The 17,473-nt window shown below is 48.4% G+C and carries 15 protein-coding genes; 9 read left to right on the top strand and 6 right to left on the bottom strand.

The features are described 5' to 3' along the window. The first annotated feature begins 93 nt into the window (after window positions 1-93). The 5 genes from ACO6V1_RS08155 to ACO6V1_RS08175 all read left to right on the top strand — a co-directional run bounded on the left by ACO6V1_RS08155 (window position 94) and on the right by ACO6V1_RS08175 (window position 5,707). Entirely contained in the window at window positions 94-372 is a 279-nt protein-coding gene (locus ACO6V1_RS08155; protein WP_422461153.1) for a hypothetical protein, read from the top strand. Then, on the top strand, window positions 365-1,234 hold the full coding sequence (locus ACO6V1_RS08160) for a DMT family transporter (RefSeq protein WP_422461151.1): 870 nt from the start codon (window positions 365-367) through the stop codon (window positions 1,232-1,234). The genes ACO6V1_RS08155 and ACO6V1_RS08160 overlap by 8 nt, the downstream gene beginning before the upstream one ends. Window positions 1,235-1,397: 163 nt before the next feature. Continuing rightward, window positions 1,398-2,192, top strand: a complete 795-nt coding sequence (locus tag ACO6V1_RS08165) for an IclR family transcriptional regulator (protein WP_422450852.1) — start codon at window positions 1,398-1,400, stop codon at window positions 2,190-2,192. 262 nt (window positions 2,193-2,454) lie between these two features. Continuing rightward, entirely contained in the window at window positions 2,455-4,263 is a 1,809-nt protein-coding gene (locus ACO6V1_RS08170) for a DUF1302 domain-containing protein (RefSeq protein ID WP_422466459.1), read from the top strand. 82 nt (window positions 4,264-4,345) lie between these two features. Beyond that, window positions 4,346-5,707: a DUF1329 domain-containing protein gene (locus tag ACO6V1_RS08175; RefSeq protein WP_422450850.1), complete on the top strand. Its 1,362-nt coding sequence runs from the start codon at window positions 4,346-4,348 to the stop codon at window positions 5,705-5,707. A 455-nt stretch (window positions 5,708-6,162) separates the two neighbouring features. Here ACO6V1_RS08175 and ACO6V1_RS08180 read toward each other — a convergent pair whose 3' ends face one another. The 3 genes from ACO6V1_RS08180 to ACO6V1_RS08190 all read right to left on the bottom strand — a co-directional run bounded on the left by ACO6V1_RS08180 (window position 6,163) and on the right by ACO6V1_RS08190 (window position 8,754). Then, entirely contained in the window at window positions 6,163-6,975 is an 813-nt protein-coding gene (locus ACO6V1_RS08180; RefSeq protein WP_422450848.1) for a DUF547 domain-containing protein, read from the bottom strand. A 77-nt stretch (window positions 6,976-7,052) separates the two neighbouring features. After that, window positions 7,053-7,919 (bottom strand): DUF547 domain-containing protein, encoded by an 867-nt coding sequence (locus ACO6V1_RS08185; protein WP_422450847.1) that lies wholly within the window; start codon window positions 7,917-7,919, stop codon window positions 7,053-7,055. 22 nt (window positions 7,920-7,941) lie between these two features. Further along, on the bottom strand, window positions 7,942-8,754 hold the full coding sequence (locus tag ACO6V1_RS08190) for a glucosaminidase domain-containing protein (protein ID WP_422450845.1): 813 nt from the start codon (window positions 8,752-8,754) through the stop codon (window positions 7,942-7,944). Window positions 8,755-9,022: 268 nt separating this feature from the next. Between ACO6V1_RS08190 and ACO6V1_RS08195 the strand changes: the two genes are divergently transcribed. Continuing rightward, window positions 9,023-9,634, top strand: coding sequence for a Yip1 family protein (locus tag ACO6V1_RS08195; protein WP_422450843.1), 612 nt, complete (start codon window positions 9,023-9,025; stop codon window positions 9,632-9,634). Between the two features lie 249 nt (window positions 9,635-9,883). Beyond that, window positions 9,884-10,435 carry a SprT family zinc-dependent metalloprotease gene (locus tag ACO6V1_RS08200; protein ID WP_422450842.1) on the top strand — a complete coding sequence of 184 codons (552 nt, stop codon included), beginning with the start codon at window positions 9,884-9,886 and terminating at the stop codon, window positions 10,433-10,435. Here ACO6V1_RS08200 and recQ read toward each other — a convergent pair. Together recQ and ACO6V1_RS08210 are read right to left on the bottom strand one after the other, a co-directional pair. Continuing rightward, window positions 10,391-12,217: a DNA helicase RecQ gene (gene recQ / locus ACO6V1_RS08205; RefSeq protein ID WP_422450840.1), complete on the bottom strand. Its 1,827-nt coding sequence runs from the start codon at window positions 12,215-12,217 to the stop codon at window positions 10,391-10,393. The genes ACO6V1_RS08200 and recQ overlap by 45 nt on opposite strands. 82 nt (window positions 12,218-12,299) lie before the next feature. Further along, window positions 12,300-14,441, bottom strand: coding sequence for a hypothetical protein (locus ACO6V1_RS08210; protein ID WP_422450839.1), 2,142 nt, complete (start codon window positions 14,439-14,441; stop codon window positions 12,300-12,302). Between the two features lie 270 nt (window positions 14,442-14,711). Here ACO6V1_RS08210 and ACO6V1_RS08215 point away from each other — a divergent pair, with 270 nt between their 5' ends. Then, window positions 14,712-15,299, top strand: coding sequence for a YecA family protein (locus tag ACO6V1_RS08215; protein ID WP_422461145.1), 588 nt, complete (start codon window positions 14,712-14,714; stop codon window positions 15,297-15,299). 48 nt (window positions 15,300-15,347) lie between these two features. Here the strand turns inward: ACO6V1_RS08215 and ACO6V1_RS08220 are convergent, their stop codons facing one another. Beyond that, entirely contained in the window at window positions 15,348-16,547 is a 1,200-nt protein-coding gene (locus ACO6V1_RS08220; RefSeq protein WP_422450835.1) for an alpha/beta hydrolase family protein, read from the bottom strand. 408 nt (window positions 16,548-16,955) lie between these two features. On the opposite strand from ACO6V1_RS08220, the gene tnpA reads away from it, so the two are divergent. Further along, window positions 16,956-17,150 carry an IS66 family insertion sequence element accessory protein TnpA gene (tnpA, locus tag ACO6V1_RS08225; RefSeq protein WP_422461143.1) on the top strand — a complete coding sequence of 65 codons (195 nt, stop codon included), beginning with the start codon at window positions 16,956-16,958 and terminating at the stop codon, window positions 17,148-17,150. Window positions 17,151-17,473: the final 323 nt, after the last annotated feature.

Here is a 17,473-nt window from a genome sequence, read left to right on the forward strand (position 1 = left end):
GAAAATGGATAAAACCCGGTATTGATTAACAAAAGCAAAATCAATATATTTAAAATCAAATTCTGCATAGCAGAATAATAAGGAAATGATAACATGCCCGATGCCTATATCTACGACGGTGGTCGTAGACCTTTCGGCCGAGACGGTGGGGCGCTCTCATCGATCCGTCCGGATGACCTGTTGGGTGACATCATCAGGACTCTCATTCAGCGCAATGCTTTCGACCTGAATCAATACGAAGACGTTATCGCAGGTGGCACACAGCGGGTTCCCCGTCTGGCCGGGGTAAAAAACGCACTGAATCTGATGACGTCAGGTCAACCCCTGGAAAAATTGGCAGGCACAAGGCAGTTAAATATCCAATATGAATGACCAATATGCCACTCTGAAAGGAATAATCTTTGCCCTGCTCTCAGCACTGGCATCCACTACCGCGGGTGTTGCCACCAAGGTGGTAGCCGATGCAGTTCCCATCTCTATGGTTGTTTTGTTTCAGTACGGCATCTGCCTGCTTATTCTTATCCCTTTGCTGTTGAAACACCCTCTTCGCAACTGGTATACAAAACACCCGGTTATTCATGCTGTCCGGGGGATTTCCGGCTGGCTGTGTTTTTTTACCTACTATCTGGCGATTCAACATACCCCCCTGGTGGACGCCTCTCTGCTGCGTAACACGGCACCGTTATTTGTGCCATTATTTGTCTGGGCCTGGATAAAAATAACCATTCCGGGGGGGCAGTGGCTGCCTATTATTGTTGGCTTCCTGGGTATTCTGCTGATCTTGCGACCGGACGCAGAAGGCATTGAATACTGGCATATCGTCGGGTTGCTGTCCGGCGTGTTTCTGGCGCTTTCCATGGTCAGCACCCGGGTCCTTTCAGGCACGGAATCGACCCATGTGATTTTGTCTTACTATTTTTTGATATCGTTTCTTAGCAGCATCCCGTTAGCTATCCTTGACTGGCAGCCTATTCCTTACTGGACACTGCCCTATTTGCTCTTTATTGGTGGTTCTATCTCGTTGACCATGTGGTGTTATACCCGGGCATTGACACTTGCCAGTGCCGTCATCGTGGCACCTATAAACTACTCCGGTGTTGTATTTTCAGGAATTATGGGCTGGCTGATCTGGAGCCATATTCCTGACGGGTTTGCGCTGACAGGAATTGTGCTGGTCATCGCAGCCGGGCTGATTACGGCGTTCTGGAACAGCGGCAGCGCCAGGCAACAATAGATGGATGTTAACCGACAAACCCCGGAGATTTACCCGATACTTCTGATTTACCTATGTTATAAATGTTTAATCCTTTAACCAGTATTGATAATGGCCTTTAATTTGCGGGGAGCGGAACTCCACCCCCTGCAGAGCGTACACAATAGTAGAAGACACACCACATATGAATGAAATTATTGACCTGCCAAGAGAGAAAGGGGGGGAGAAAGACAGGAAATTCGTTGAGGCGCTGGCACGTGGCCTGGATTTGCTGCGGGCTTTCAACCAACAGGGCGGCGTTCTCGGCAATCAGGACCTTGCCAGAATTACCGGGCTTCCCAAACCAACCATCTCCCGCTTGACTTACACATTGACCCAGCTGGGCTATCTCACCTACTCGAAGCACCTGGAAAAATATCAACTGGACGTCGGTGTGCTGGCACTGGGTTACGCCTACACCTCCAACCTCAACGTACGTAAAATTGCCAAGCCTTATATGGAAAAAATGGCCACTCAAGCCAATATCTCTGTAGGACTGACCGTACGTGAGCGTCTGTCGATGATTTATGTTGAAAATTGCCGCAATGAAAAAACGCAGGCTCTGCGCATGGATGTTGGCTCAAGATTGCCACTGGCAACATCATCCTCCGGGCGCGCCTTTCTGGCCGGCCTGTCAGACGGTGAAAGACATCAGATCCTGTCACTGATGGAGCAGCACTCAGGTGATCACTGGCCAGCCTGGCAAGAAAGCATCAGCAAGGCTATTGATGAGTATCAGGAAAAAGGCTTCTGTACATCCCTTGGCGACTGGAGCAAAGATGTTAATGCCGTTGCTGTCCCGCTCAAACTTCTGGACGGCCGGGTTATGGCAATCAACTGCGGTGGTCCGAAATACCTTATCTCCGATGAGATGATCATGCAGTCATTGGGGCCACAGCTGGTTCATGTGGTGCGGGATATTGAGGCTACCGGGGTATAACCCATAAATAACACGGCTTGAATACTGTCCTATCCTCGTTTCCATGCTCCACGTGGGAACGAGCACATAGCACTTAATTGAGATAAAATAAAAAATCGAACACACATTTCGCTGTGCAGTATTGCATATTGATTTCAACCATATCCTCAGGCTAAGATCACAAAGCACTGAAATCTTCGATACAAGAATTCAATAACAACAAAAACCTGAAACCGACTACTGAGGGCAGTAGTGGCAAGAAGGAGCAGGAGACCTTAGCAACATGCAAAAAAATCACCGTGCTTCCAGGCAGATGGAACGGCCTGTTGGAATCAGAAAATCAACTTATCTACTCACACTGGCTATTCTGGGCACCATGCCCGGTGTCAGTCAGGCCGTCAGCTGGACCACAGAAAATGATGTCAATATCTCGCTGGATACTCAGGTGAAATACAGCACCATGTGGCGAGTAGAAGACAGGGATGATGACAACCTCAATATCAATACCAATGACGGTAATTATAATTTTGATACCGGGTTAGTCTCGAACATCTTCAGCATTACCTCAGACCTGGAAGTGAGCAAAGATGATTACGGTCTGTTTTTGCGGGCCAACGCCTGGTATGACAGCCAACTGAAAGATAAAGACCCGACCGGAGATGGCAATATTTATTCCAACTCCGGCAGCGAAACCAAATTTTCTGATGACCTTAAAGACTCTGCCTCAGGAGCAAGACTTCTTGATGCCTATGCCTATCGGGATGGTTATGTTGCGGACCAACCGCTGTCCTTCCGACTGGGCCGTCAGGTGATTAACTGGGGTGAAGCCCTCTTCTTTACCAGCGGTATAAACTCTGCCAACCCTTACGATATTGCCGGGCTGCGCCTTCCGGGGGCAGAACTGCGTAACCATACATTGCCGGTGAATATGGCGTATGTGCAGGCGGGAATTACCGACAATCTCAGTATGGAAGCGTTTTATAAGTTTGAATGGGAATCTCATGAGTTGATACCCAATGGGGCTTATATGAGTACGGAGGATCTGTTTGGTGATGGGTCTTTGGGGGTTATTGAAGATTTTAGGAATTCACTTCCGGTACCGGCTGATATTTCAATCCCAGGCTTGAATGGCACTGATCGGATTTTACCTATTGCCAGACAGGGGCAGAAAATCGATGCTTCAGATGATGGTCAGTTTGGTCTTGCGCTGCGTTATGAATTTTCTGAAGTCGAAGCTTCGTTATTCTTTATGAACTATCACAGTCGTGCTCCTTATGCTGCTCTTGAAACTGGAGATCAGGCTGGTTGTTCCTCTCAGGCACCGGGTTTTCTTTCAGCAGGAAGCCCGATTACAGGCCAATATGCAGCGTTGTGTCAAGCTGGCATAACTGGGTCAAACTCAACGTTAACAGCTCTTGCAGATGGACTGTATTACCTCAATAACACCTACTATGACCTTGCATACCCTGAAGATATCCGTCTCTACGGCTTAAGCCTGTCCGGTAATATTGGTGAAACCAGTATTGGAATGGAAGTCACCTACCGGCCTAACATGCCGTTTTCTACCAATCGGGAAGAATTTGCAACCTTAGCCAGCAATGCTATTTTGGCAGGTAGAGGATCAGTGGGTACTATAGACTTGGGTGCCGCAGGAATCGTTGCCTCAGGTACAAAAACCAACCTTTACCAGCGTGACGAGCTATACACCTGGACGGTCAACGCCACCCACAATTTCGGACCAAACCTTGGTGCCGATGATGTCAACCTTATCTCAGAGGTTTCCGGTAAAATCATACCCGGCAGCATTACCGATGTGCCCAACTTTTCCAACTTAAGCAAAAACTCTTATGAGTACACACTGGTTCTGAGCGGCTCATACGACAACGTGCTGCCCGGGTTGGACTTATCCCCATCATTGACCCTCAATGATAAACTCCACGGAGACGATCAGGGGGCCATAAGCTACAGCGCCAGGGTTGCTGCAGACTACGGCAGCAATATCTCTGCCGAACTGAGCTATAACGCCTGGAACAGCCAAAGCGACCAGAGAGACCGGGACAATGTCGCCTTTAGCGTGGCGTACTCCTTTTAATCACCAGAAAAATAAAAGGCTTCGTTTTGGCAATCCGAACGAAGCCATTTTAAAAAAATAACAAAAATAATGAGGTGAACGGATGAAAACAAGACCCTTATTTTCAACGCTGGCCATAGCGGTCGGCATTACCTTTTCAAGTTTGTCGCTGGCAGCCGTTGATAACATGGAAGCCAGGCGATTAACCAGCGAACTCACCCCTTTTGGTGCAGAAAGAGCGGGCAATGAAGAGGGCACTATTCCAGCCTGGACCGGCAAACTGGTTTCTGTTGACAATGGTTACGACCCGGAAAGAGTGACACGCGTCGACCCATTCGCGGATGAAAAACCCCTGTTCGAAATCACGGCAGAAAATTATAAGGAGCATCAGGATAAGCTAAGTACTGGTATTATCGCCATGCTCGAAGCCTATCCAGATACATTCCGTATTCCGGTATATAAAACACACCGGACGTTTACAGCACCGGAGCGCATCGTAAACAATACGCTGAATAACGCCACCAGCGCCCAGCTGGCCAACGACGGTAATGGTTTTAGTGGCGCTATTGCCGGAATACCTTTCCCTATCCCGCAAAATGCCAATGAAATTATCTGGAATCATATTACCCGGTGGCAGGGCATTAACGTGGAAGGCGTGAATGAAGCGGCACTGGTTCAGCCTTCCGGACAAGTGAAGCGTGAGGTCTCCAAGTATGACGCCTACTTCAAGTATTATGATCCAAACGTAACAGCCGAGGAGCTGGACAACACGCTGTTTTTCTATCTCAGGGAGCAGATTACACCGGTACGTGATGCTGGTGAGCTGACACTGGTTAAAGAGACCGTTGATCAATTGGCAGAGCCCAGAAAAGCCTGGATTTATCTGCCAGGGCAGCGCCGGGTGAAGAAAGCGCCCACCACCGCTTATGACACACCTACCGGCTTTATACTCACCGATGAAGTCGATCTTTATAACGGTTCCCCGGACCGCTTTGACTGGCAGATCGTGGGCAAGCAGGAAATGTATATTCCCTATAATAGCTATGCGCTTGCCAGTAAAGACCTTTCGAGTGAGACGCTGCTGACTCCTCACCACCTGAATCCTGACTATACCCGTTGGGAACTGCATCGTGTCTGGGTGATAGAGGGCAACCTGAAAGAAGGTAACCGACATATATACAGCAAGCGCCGTATGTATCTGGATGAAGACAGCTGGGCGGGTGCCATTATGGAAGCCTATGATAGCCGGGGAGGATTATGGAAAGTAAATACAGCTCACCTGAAAATGGCTTATGAGATCCCCTCCATGATGTCATCGCCTACTGTCTATCATGACCTTGCTAATGCCACTTATTCCGTATCCAATATGGAAAATGGCGATGTCGGCATGCGTAATATACTGGCAGAGCAGAAGCCACTTTCCTTCTGGAAATCAGCCAACCTGCGTCGACTGGGCAAACGTTAAACTCACTGATAACCTCATCATTTCGATGAGTTTGATGTGTACAATCTCCGTGCACCCTGAGCGTCCTTCGGCTCCGCTCAGGGTGCACGGACGAAGGGTGATGGGCACAGTCTTTATTCAGGGTATGGTGTGTACGCCCTTCGACTCCGCTCAGGACGAACGGAATTTGGGCGTCATTGATAGAGGGACCCCATCAAATACATTGAAACCGTGTACCAGTGCAGCAAAGCCCTGTTGAACTTGTTCCCACGGATGAGATGTATAACATGATTATCTAACTCAGTAAGACAAGCTTGCCTTCAGGCACGCGAATGATTGCAGACTGTCGGCAGACGGCCACCAGTTTGCCGGTACTGTCCCACATCTCCCCCTCAGAACGCCATCCGCTAACATACGACTGCTGAATTTAGTGGCAATATAGCCGGGCGCAGGCTTTGCCAGACAACTCTATTTTATTACGGCCTGTATTCATTAAGCTTCCAGTTGTAACGATAACTGATCCGCCCTCTGTAGTTTTCCAATTGATGCTTTAAGTCACCGCTGGCAAATGACTTTATCTCGTTCAATACCCCATCTTTATCAATAAAGTCATCTTCATACCAATCAAAAATACTGGACAGCACCAGGCGACCATTGACCAGGGTTGCGCCTTTTTTCTGATTAATAAAGCGTCGGGCGGCTGCCTCCAGCTGTTGATCAATCCTTTTTCCCCGAAACGCATCAGGCAATAAATCAGGGCAGCCAATGCTGGCGCAGTTCAGTGCATAGTGAATCCGGGGATTGTTCCAGATGGGGCGGAGAATTCGATGCTCAATATCGTGCAGGGAGATAGTCTGACCAGCAATCATGATAAGTTCATCTCGCCAGGGCCCCATACGGAACCATCCCTTACCCAACTTGGTAATGGACTTGACCGGGTAGTAATCAAGGATCAGGTCAACGGTTAATGCGTTATACAGGTTGATCCAATAAGCCAACTGCTCGGTACGATTCAGCTTTCTGGGGTCCAGCCCGGCAAGACTGTTCAGATAAGCATCCAGACTGCCTTTTTCAGTTTTGGTAACACGCCCATACTCAACCATATACATTCCGGTTGATTCAGAGAGTATTACGTAGCGATCCAGAAAGTTCTGCCATTGTGAGTGATCAACCACCTGCTCACTACTCTGGTCAGCCTTATCCCAGTATGACCAGAGATCCGGGGATGGAACCGCCTGGACCGCAATACTGAACAATAAGAGCAAAGCTGAAACGACGTATCTGGCCATACATGGCACCTTTTTTTAGCGTTATTTCAGAGCCATCCTTTGGTGAAGCGCCTGATTAAGATCGGCAAAGAAACGGGCTACTTCAGCTCATTCAATCGCCAGTCATACTGGTACTGAATCGTACCGGTATATTTTTTCAGCCGCCGGGCATTTGCCTGAGAAGCAAACTGGCGCAGATGCAAAACAACCCCCGCCTGATCAACAAAGTCCTGTTCATACCATTCATAGATACGCGACAGCGTCAGTTTGCCTTCCACCCAGCTCATGCCTTTTTCCTGCCGGATAAAGCGCCTGGCAAGTTCATCCAGCATTGGCTCAGTATTGTCTGCGGTAAACACCGTTGGGGACAAATCCGGGCAACCGATGCTGGCACAGTTCACCGCATAATGAATACGGCTATCGTCCCATAGTGGTCTGAGAATCCGGTGCTCAATATCATTCAACGTCAGGTTTTGCCCCGCTACCTGGGTGATATCCATATCCCATGGGCCAAACTGGTACCATGGGCCAATCCTGGTAATGGATTTAACCGGATAGTGTTCCAGCACCAGATCAACCGTTAACGCGTTATAAACGTTGATCCAGTACGCTTTTTGCTCCGCCAAAGAGTATGTCCTTGGGTCCAGGGAGACCATATCCCTCAGGTATTTATCAAGCTTGTCCCGATCTTCCTGACTGACCAACCCATATCGAAAACGATTGCCACCCGGGCGAAGTGCCAGATAGGTATCCAGTATCTCCTGCCAGAGATGGTGATTGATCACCGCAGAAGACTCTGGATTGCTTTTGTCCCAAAATGCCCAGTAGGTGCTGGCAGGCGCTGCCATCACCAGGCCCGGAAGGATGAGCAGCAAGGCACCGAGAGACAATGCCTTTACTGCTCGCTTCCATAGATTGGCAAAGCAAAAACGGAGCGAGGCAGAATTGCTGAATGATACGGTCACGGGAATTCCTTCTTTTAATTATTTAGCCTTGATTATTTAAATCATACCGCAGCAATTGATTGCTGTTGATCATGGAAAGCAGTTCTTCAATATATTCTTCACCCCGGATGGAATATGCCCGCAAACCATGGGCCAGATCAGCGCCTGTGACTGGCTCCTGACTGACTCTTTTCTGCTCCCGCAGCTGTCGCAAAGCCCTGTATTGATGATTGGTGTTCAGGTTGTGCATATAAGCACGGACCGACGCCGCAACATCCTTAAACTTCTGAACTTCGTAGCTCTCTCCTGCCGGGCGAGCCCCGGGTACAATGCCGCATCCCGGTCGGAAACACCACTGACCAAAGAAGTTGTTACCCTGTCGGGCAAATCGTGAAGTCCCCCACGCGGTTTCATTGGCCGACTGAGCCAGGGCAAGAGAAGCAGGGATCATATCGACAGACGCCAGCAACCTGGCAAAAAACGGTTCATCAAAAGCTGACACATCACCAATACGGTACTTTTTACCCATATCAGCCAGCCACAATTGATCGTTCTCCGTCAGCTCTGACTGGGAAGATAACGCCATAATCCGAAGACGGTTTTGTAAAATCGTATCATTCTCTTCTTGCACCATCGGCAATAAGAAGCCAAAGAAAGCACTTTTCTTGGCCTTGACATCAACCATGCTGCTGAAATCCGGTATGGTCACAACCGGCAACGCTTCTGTCTTTTCAACCGCCACCGGTTCCGGTATTTCAGGCCCTGACGCAAACTTACCCTGCCAGTGAATCACCAAAGACAGCACAATTAACGCCAGAAAAACACCCAACATAATTTTATCAATCTTATTGAGCATGAGTACCTCAGTAAAACATCTTGATTAGCAACAGAATAAAGGCTGATGGCCAAAAAAGGCAGAAAATCCACTAAAAAACGTTCAGTTTCTTTACAAACCGGGCGAAACATGACAACACTTGAGGAGCGGCTTAACGCGGTTCTGCGATGGAAAACCTCTGCAGAGAGCCAATAATAATAACAAAGGTTAAGCGCCGGTCAGTATCAGTATCCACCACTTCAGTGGAAGAAGCGGCCTGATATCCTGCCGAACACACGGAGGCACTGTTATGATCCTAAGCCATTTCTGGGGCTTGCTTACTGAGCCCGACAACGAATGGGTCAGCATTCGCAAGAACCCGCCCGGACTGATCCAGCTCTACCTTGGCCAAATCATCTGGCTGGCAGCCCTGCCCGCCATCTGCACTTACATTGGTACTACGATGTCTGGCTGGAGCCTTCCCGGCAGCACCAATGTGGTAAGACTCACACCTGAGAGTGCCCTGTGGATGTCCATCCTTGCCTGGATGGCGATGGTCTGTGGCGTTGCGGTCATGAGTTGGTTTATCCACTGGATGAGCGGTAACTTCAACAGCGACCCGTCATTGGCAGACTGTACAGCCTTTACATGCTATACCGCCTATCCTCTGTTTCTCATTGGTATCTGCGGTCTCTATCCATCCCTGTGGCTGGCTATTATTGCCGGTACTGTGGCGGTATCTGCCACGGCCTACCTGCTGTACAGCGGTCTCCATATTTTTATGAAGATTCCTCAGGAACAGGGCTTTATCTATGCCAGCTCGGTTCTCTGTATTGGCCTGGTGGTTCTGGTTGCCATCATGATCACCACCGTGATTTTCTGGGGTATGGGCATTGGGCCTGAGTATGTGCAGAGTTATTAGTCCCAATCTTAATGATTAATTATCCTTAAATGATTCCAACATTTAGAACTCGCTCTCCGTTCACCCTGAGCGGAGTCGAAGGGTCCCGGGCACGACCTATCATGCTTGGGAGTTTACGCCCTTCGACAGCCTCAGGACGAACGGAGTTTGGAGGCTCCAAAATGTGAAATTATTCAAGGACTATTCCCAAGGCCGTTTTACACGGCTTTTTTTGTGCCTTACGGATTTTACAATCCTGAGCAATCCACTATGATTTGCGGGCAAACTCAGGGAGCAGACAAACCATTGCCGAACGACCTTCACCAAATTGAACAGCGGATTATTGAGCTTTATCAGGAAGCGGAACGCTTTTTTCAACAACCGTTTAAAAAACCTTATATTCGACTGGATCTCACCGGGGAGACAGCGGGTCAGGCGTGGATTGAAAAACATCAACTGCGCTTCAATAAAGTGCTGCTTCAGGAAAACCGTGAGCACTTTATCCAACAAACCGTCGCCCACGAGGTGGCCCACCTGCTGGCCTATGAACTGTTTGGCCGAAACATCCGGGCCCATGGCAGAGAGTGGCAGGGGATCATGACCAGGGTATTCAGACTTCCTGCCGATCGTTGTCACCGGTACGACACCGGAAGAAGCAGCCGGAAGCAGTGGCTGTATCGATGCCACTGTCAGGGCAAGACGATTCACCTGAGCACCATACGACACAACCGCTCACAACGGGGAACGGTCTATCTGTGCACCGCCTGTAAAGGGCCATTAACATTCCTCGGTAACGCCCTGGCTGCCCCCCAAAACTGCTAATAAGTCATCGCCGTATTTCTCCAGCTTGAATTGCCCTATTCCGGTGATTCTCGACAATTCAAGATGGGATTGAGGACGAGCCTTTATCAGCTCCATCAGGGTCTTGTCGTTCAGGATGACATAAGCGGGGACATTCTGTTCCTCAGCATGGCTACGGCGCCATTGGCGCAAAGCCTCCCACAATTGCTGATCATGGGCTTCCACCACAACACGACCAACTTCCCGGTATTCCTGCTCATACTTCCGGGAAGGCTCATATCGATCACGGCGTAACTGAATACGCTCATCACCTTTTAACAGTGAACGGCAACGCTCATTCAATTTAAGGGCTCCGTGACTGTCATGATCCACATTCACATACCCTCTGGCCACCAGCTGACGATAGACCGACCGCCAGCTGCTCTGATCCAGCTCGGTGCCGATACCGAAGGTGCTAAGCCGGTTATGACCAAAACGGCGGGTTTTATCAGTGCTTTTCCCCAGCAGAATATCCACAAGATGAGCTACCCCAAAGCTCTGCCCACTGCGGTAAATACAGGACAACGCCTTGCGGGTAACTTCGGTCCCATCCCATATTTCCGGTGGCTCAAGACACAAGTCACAATAGCCGCAGGGTTTATCCAGAGGCTCATCAAAGTAATTCAACAACACCTGTCGTCGACATCCGGTCACCTCACAAAGCGCCAGCATGGCATCCAGCTTTTGCTGCTCTATCTGTTGAATATGCACACTGGCACTGGAGCGGGCCTGCAGCTGTTTGAGCAGCACCACATCCTGTAAACCATAAACCATCCAGGCGGTAGCAGGCAGGCCATCCCGCCCCGCACGCCCGGTCTCCTGATAATAGGCTTCAATGCTTCTTGGCAGGTCGAGGTGGGCAACAAACCGCACATCCGGTTTATCAATCCCCATACCAAAGGCAATGGTCGCGACAATAATGATCCCTTCTTCGACGATAAACCTGTGCTGGTTTGCCCGCCGTTCTTCCGGTGAAAGCCCGGCATGGTAGGGCAGCGCCTTTCGCCCTGACTGCGTCAACCACTGGGCAGTCTGCTCCACTTTCTTACGGGAAAGACAATAAACAATTCCGGAATCTTCGGGATGCTCTTTATTAAGAAAGTTCAGTAGCTGTTGCTTACCCTGCTTCTTCTGGCTGATCCGGTAGAAAATATTGGGTCGGTTAAAGCTGTCGATAAATACCCGGGCTGCTCCAAGTCCCAGTCGTTCACGGATTTCCTGGCGGGTTCTCTGATCGGCCGTCGCTGTCAGGGCAATTCTGGGAACCCTGGGAAACCGTGTTTGCAAACAGGAGAGCTGCAGGTATTCCGGCCGGAAATCGTGCCCCCACTGAGAGACACAGTGAGCCTCATCAATGGCAAACAAAGCCACCTGAATCTGATCCAGCAGCCGCTGCATCGACTCAGTCAGCAGTCTTTCCGGCGCTACATACAATAAATCCAGATCACCGATCAGCAGTTCCCGTTCAACCTGAAGCCGGTCTTCCGGCAGCATGGCGGAGTGCAGACAGTCGGCACGAATACCCAGCTCCCGAAGACTGTTAATCTGGTCATCCATCAAGGCAATCAAAGGAGAAACGACAACTGCCGTACCACCTCTTAATAATGCGGGGATCTGGTAACAGAGCGATTTCCCTCCCCCTGTAGGCATCAATACCAGGGCATCACGGCCAGCAACGATTTCATTAATTACCTCTTGCTGGAATCCTCGAAAGGACTGGTAACCAAATGTATTTTTTAAAATATCCAGAGCAGGATCAGGCATTGAACAGAATCGCATCTGATAAAAGGGCAAGTATACGGATACTCGCCAGCATCTTCATCAAATCCTGATAGGTTCCAACAAATCAGACTATCGCCATATGTCGCCCATCTGTTTCAATACATAACTTTAAATCTCTGGATAAGTTATTGACAAATTCATCATTCTCATGGGGATTATTGTGCACCTCTATAGCGGTCAAATAATGACCAACCCATGAAGCCTTACACATCACCTTTAGTCTGTTCATGTTCTCATAAAGAAGAATGCTGACCAGCTTCTGGCCTGCGGTTGAGAATCGGTTAAAGTACGGCACCAGTTCACGAGCTGGCTTGTGTTTTAATGGGGAACACCCTCGATAACTGGCAACAATTGAAAAGCTGCCCGCCTTGGCTTTTCCCAGTTTGAGAAGATACTCGGCACATACGCTATTGGACAATGATTTTGCCGCCATTAATTCCTGACGAATGTCATTCAACGCTTTCACCCAAGCCACTACGCTTGATGTATTTTCCTGACTTTTATAAATGGCAACGGCGAGCTCTAAAAATTCACTCCCATTAGCCTGTATACTTAATTCTGGAAATACCTGACCGGCATAATCCTGGTAATTGAAATTTAAATATTTATCTAGATACTCTTGAAACTGAGCATTCCATAAACACCTGCATTCAGCTAGAACCGCTTGTTTAAGAGCACTCAAATAAGGAACACCATAATTCTTCAGCGTATCAATATGATCCTCAAGCCAAAAATCAAAAAACTGTTTTTTTCCTGAAGGATACCAGCGCAGTAAATTTGAGCATCGCACCACAATCTCTTCCATGTCAGCATGACTACCATCAGAATGGATACCTCTTATTATTAAACTTTCATTATAATCGGACACCCAGTTAAATTTACTCAACTGCCACCGCACATCATACTTACTCAAAGTAGTATCACATAAAAACACCTTATTATCTTTTAACAAAAAACCTTTTTTAAAATAGGTTTTTCTGTTTTTTGGCTTTTCTGACATAGAAGATAATAAGCTATCTTCACTGTTACAACGCCTCAACCCGCCATCATTCAGTGCCCGGGCAGCAAGCATTCCTCCGGCATTCCCGGCTATCGCTTCGATGTCCAGGAGTAGACGCTTTGAAGCTGTTGGCTTGATTTGTCTCTCTACCTGTCGTGCCACCTTACCATGAAAGTTCAGATTTATTTTTGCTTCATTCAGGCGCCAATGACCACTTTTACTCAAAGAACCAAGACTGATCATCACAGAAAAAGAACAAGGTAATTTCAGTCTTTTTGCCTTACCATCTGCACTGATATACTCATTGTAAGTCACTGTTGATGTCAAAACACACCGCCAGTCGTTTAGTTCCAAAGTATGAGTGCAGCTTGAAGATCCTGAGCAACTCATTTTCACCCCCATTTCAGAGAAGTACGCATATAGCTGATTCAACAAGCCTTGCCCAAGAAGAATTTTCAAGGAATCCGACAGTTCAGGACCCTGACCCTCAAGATATGAAGCCAACATCCTCTCAACCTCGTGATTACTGACAGATTCATCTGCAAGATTCAAACTGCACTTGTAGTCTTTAGTGTTGAACTTGTGTGGTTGAGCACCATTCGTACCTTCTTTAATAATGGTTAAATCAACCCTGCCTGCGTCATTCTGATACGATTCTTCATATTTCCTTAATCTTACTTTTTCGGTTCCCCCATTTGCCAGATAAGCCGCACAATCCCGGATGGCATCGTTATCACAAATCTTACGTGCCATTTCATGGGGAAGTGTCTCCTCAACATCGTTGAGCTTGCAGGAGAAGGTTACCGGAAAAAAAAACGCAGAAAAGCAATCTTTTGCTTTTGCCGACTGGCTTGGGATCCCTCTCATCACATCCAGTGCAGACCCGAATTCAGTACTACCCATAGGAGACCTTGCACTGGTCGACGCTGCCCCATGACCAACTCTTGGCCGGGATATCCTGCCACGTATTTCTGAACTGACTTTTCCGGCAAGTTGCTTATCACAATGCACAACATCACGTCGATTTTTAGCATACACCGGTTCCTCAGCAGGCCTTTGACGCATTAACATCGACCTCAAAGACTTAAATGGCCCTACTGATTTGCCATCCTTCATGCGCCCTTCTCTGACAGGCTTATCCCTTTTATCATCAGATCGCAAGCTATATGTTTTGCAAGGTCTACCTACAGGCTTCGGATTATCCATGCTCAATCTCCAAAGATTCGCCATACATATGAACGACATTTGATGTTTTTTGTTATACGTCCAACCCTTATCAGAGACTGTTTGGACGGCTTATGGGCTGATCACTCCACTCAATCAGACGTTAACAACCAACATTTAGTTCTATAAAAAGAAAAAAACAGTGATGCTCATTATCAGGTAACCCATCATGATAAAGGCTTCACCGGACAGACTTTTATCTCCACCAAAGCCAGAGTAAAATCCCCCCCTCAAACTTTCAGGATACCCTCTATGTCCAATACCCGTGCTTCTGTGGAGGCGCTGTTACAGCCTTTTACGGAACAAAATGAAGGAACTCTTGACTACCATGGTCTCCACGGTTTCCTGACAGCCCTGACCATCTGCCCGATAGACCTGACCGAGCAGGTACGGAACGAGAGTATTTTTGATGGTAAGGTAGAGCTTCCAGCAGCCATTGCCAATGAGTTGAATGAACTTATTGCCAGAATGCAAACGACCATCGACCGGGGATTTAACGACGAAGATGAGGGTTTTTCCCTCTCCTGCGAATCCGAAGAGCTGGAAGACCACGACGATGAAGCCCTTGCCAACTGGTGCATCGGTTTTATGGTGGCTCACTTCCTCGATGAAGACATCTGGTTCGGGACCAATGAACAGGAGGTCTGTGAACTCCTGCTGCCGATCATGCTGGCCTCAGGCCTGTTTGATGATGAACAGGAGTTTCAGGATATTCGCAGGGACAGTAAGCTCACAGAAGATATGTGCAGCCAGATTCCTGAAGTGTTGATGGAGCTTTACCTGATCTTCAACGCACCGGAAGAGAAAAAGCCTCACCCATCTGGAAAACGACGTTCATAGTTTAGTTTGACTGGCAACCAGCGATGCTTCTGGTTGCCCCTGGCTACTTCAACTATCACACATTTTACTTTTAAGAAAAGCAGCCTGGTCTTCAGAAAGGCCTGAGTGTCCGGGAAGTTTACTATGGTACCACGATAAATGGCTTTCTTTTGCCGCAGCATTGGCAAACATTTCGTACATCCGGGATCCCTTGCGAATCGTATGATCGTTTTCCCGTGAGAGAATGATTGTGTTCACCTTTTGGTATTCCACCAACTGTTTCATGGGGGTGGCTGCATCAATGTGAGCACCGAACAACCAACCCAGGGTATCGGCAAATTCGGGTAATTGTGGAATGACGACTCTTGAAGTGGTGCTGTAGGAGTCATGGTTAACCAGTGTAAGGCGTTTTTTGGTCCGTATTGCCTCATCTTCACCCAGATTACTGAGATAGCGTTCCAGAGCAACTGTGGCAACGCCGCCACCCAATGAACTTCCCATCAGTGTGATGTTGTCAATACCGGGTTGGTTCAGTGCCGTGTGCAAGACTGCCATGGCATCCTTGATTACGGTTTCGCCGGTGGCCGCAGGAGCATAGCGTAAAAGTCCTGCCCTTTTGTTGATTCCGGTGCCCGTGTAATCGTAAAGAAGAACTGGACAGCCCAGAATCTGCTGAATATTGCCCGGTGTTTCTGTGGGTTTGCCATCTGGCAGTCCATGGGATGTGCTGGCAAGCCTGTCTTTGTCAAAGAAGTTTGAGATGGTTGTACCATTCATATTGTTAAAAATGATCAGGTCTGACAATGGTGTGGACTGTCGCTCTGCGGGGTAGCAAATGACTCCGCAAAGGGTTGTGGCGTCATGGGAGAGGGTAATTTTTTCTGTCCTGAAACCGTCCTCATGGGTGGCGTTACAGGCAGAATCTATAATCGCCTGACTCTTGGCGGGGAAGTGGGCTTTAGCGGAAAACAGGTAGCAGTATTGTGCTGAAACAAGGCGGCAGCCCAACAGTTTGGATAGGCCAAGCCGGTTTTCAATCATCCATCCGGCAACTGATGTGCATTGGGATATCCCATAACTGGACAATGATGGGGAGGTCGGTTCAGCAAGTGTCAGGTGTCCACTTAAGAGGGAAGTACTCACTAAATGTGATGCCACAGGGCGGTTGCCAAAGTGTGCATTCGTGATGGGTTGTTTTTCTGGCATCTGCCAGCTTGCGGGAAATGAGGGACTCATTGTTTTACTGGTGGATTGTGCGACGGTATTCATCTGGTGCCTGATATATTGTAAGCAGGTACTCGTTAGCCTTCGTATACTTCCGACCATATAATCAGTAATTAGTTCCATCCCTTGCTAGGCATAAGACTGACGACATCCCCATGATTTGATAGAGGCAAATATTTAAAACCAAACGTCCACCTACTTATTAGTGATTTTTTTCGGGCGACTGGATGATTTGTTATGGATGTATCGTAGTACAGATGTTGGTATTTCCAACCTCAGTGATGGGTAGTGAGGGGCCTGATGGCAGTTTGTTACAGGCAGGGTGGGCTCAGTACTGTTGGAGCGAAGAAAACGATTTCATCTGGATGCAGTGTAACCGCCAAAATAACCCACGTCCTACCCCGCTGAGATTTGATCGTGGATCATAAAGCCTCTGATTGCATGGAGGCTCCGATGACCACCCCAGAAACCACTAAAGAACAATGGCTGCAACGGATCGAAGCCTGGCACGACCCCGGGCTTAGCCAAAAAGCCTGGTGCCGACAAAACGGCGTCAGACCATCACAGCCTGGTTATTGGAAAAAGAAACTGTGTGAAGGCACCTCAAGAATAAGCCGATCCGGCGGGGTTGGCTATTACGCTGGTTAAATTCGCGTTTACGTTCTATTGTTGTCATCCCCAGACGATTCTCCAACTGCAAACAGGTAATCCCCGAAGAAGCCATGCAGTCACCTTCCTCCTCAGTAACCGCAGACACGGCATCCCCGTTAACATCCACTGAAGCCGGAAGGCACCGGCCAGCAAACAGCCGAAAACAAGAAAGAAAGCGATCCATGTCAGGTTACCAGGTGGAACAGACAACAACGGGCACTGGAACATTGCCACCGCATCAACTGCAATCTGAATCCGGGCCCACCCCACCCATAAAGCGCAGGCGTGTTACTGACAACAGCAGGAGTATTGTGTGTTCT

The organism is Endozoicomonas sp. ALC013 (genome assembly GCF_049310205.1).
Taxonomy (GTDB): Bacteria; Pseudomonadota; Gammaproteobacteria; order Pseudomonadales; family Endozoicomonadaceae; genus Endozoicomonas.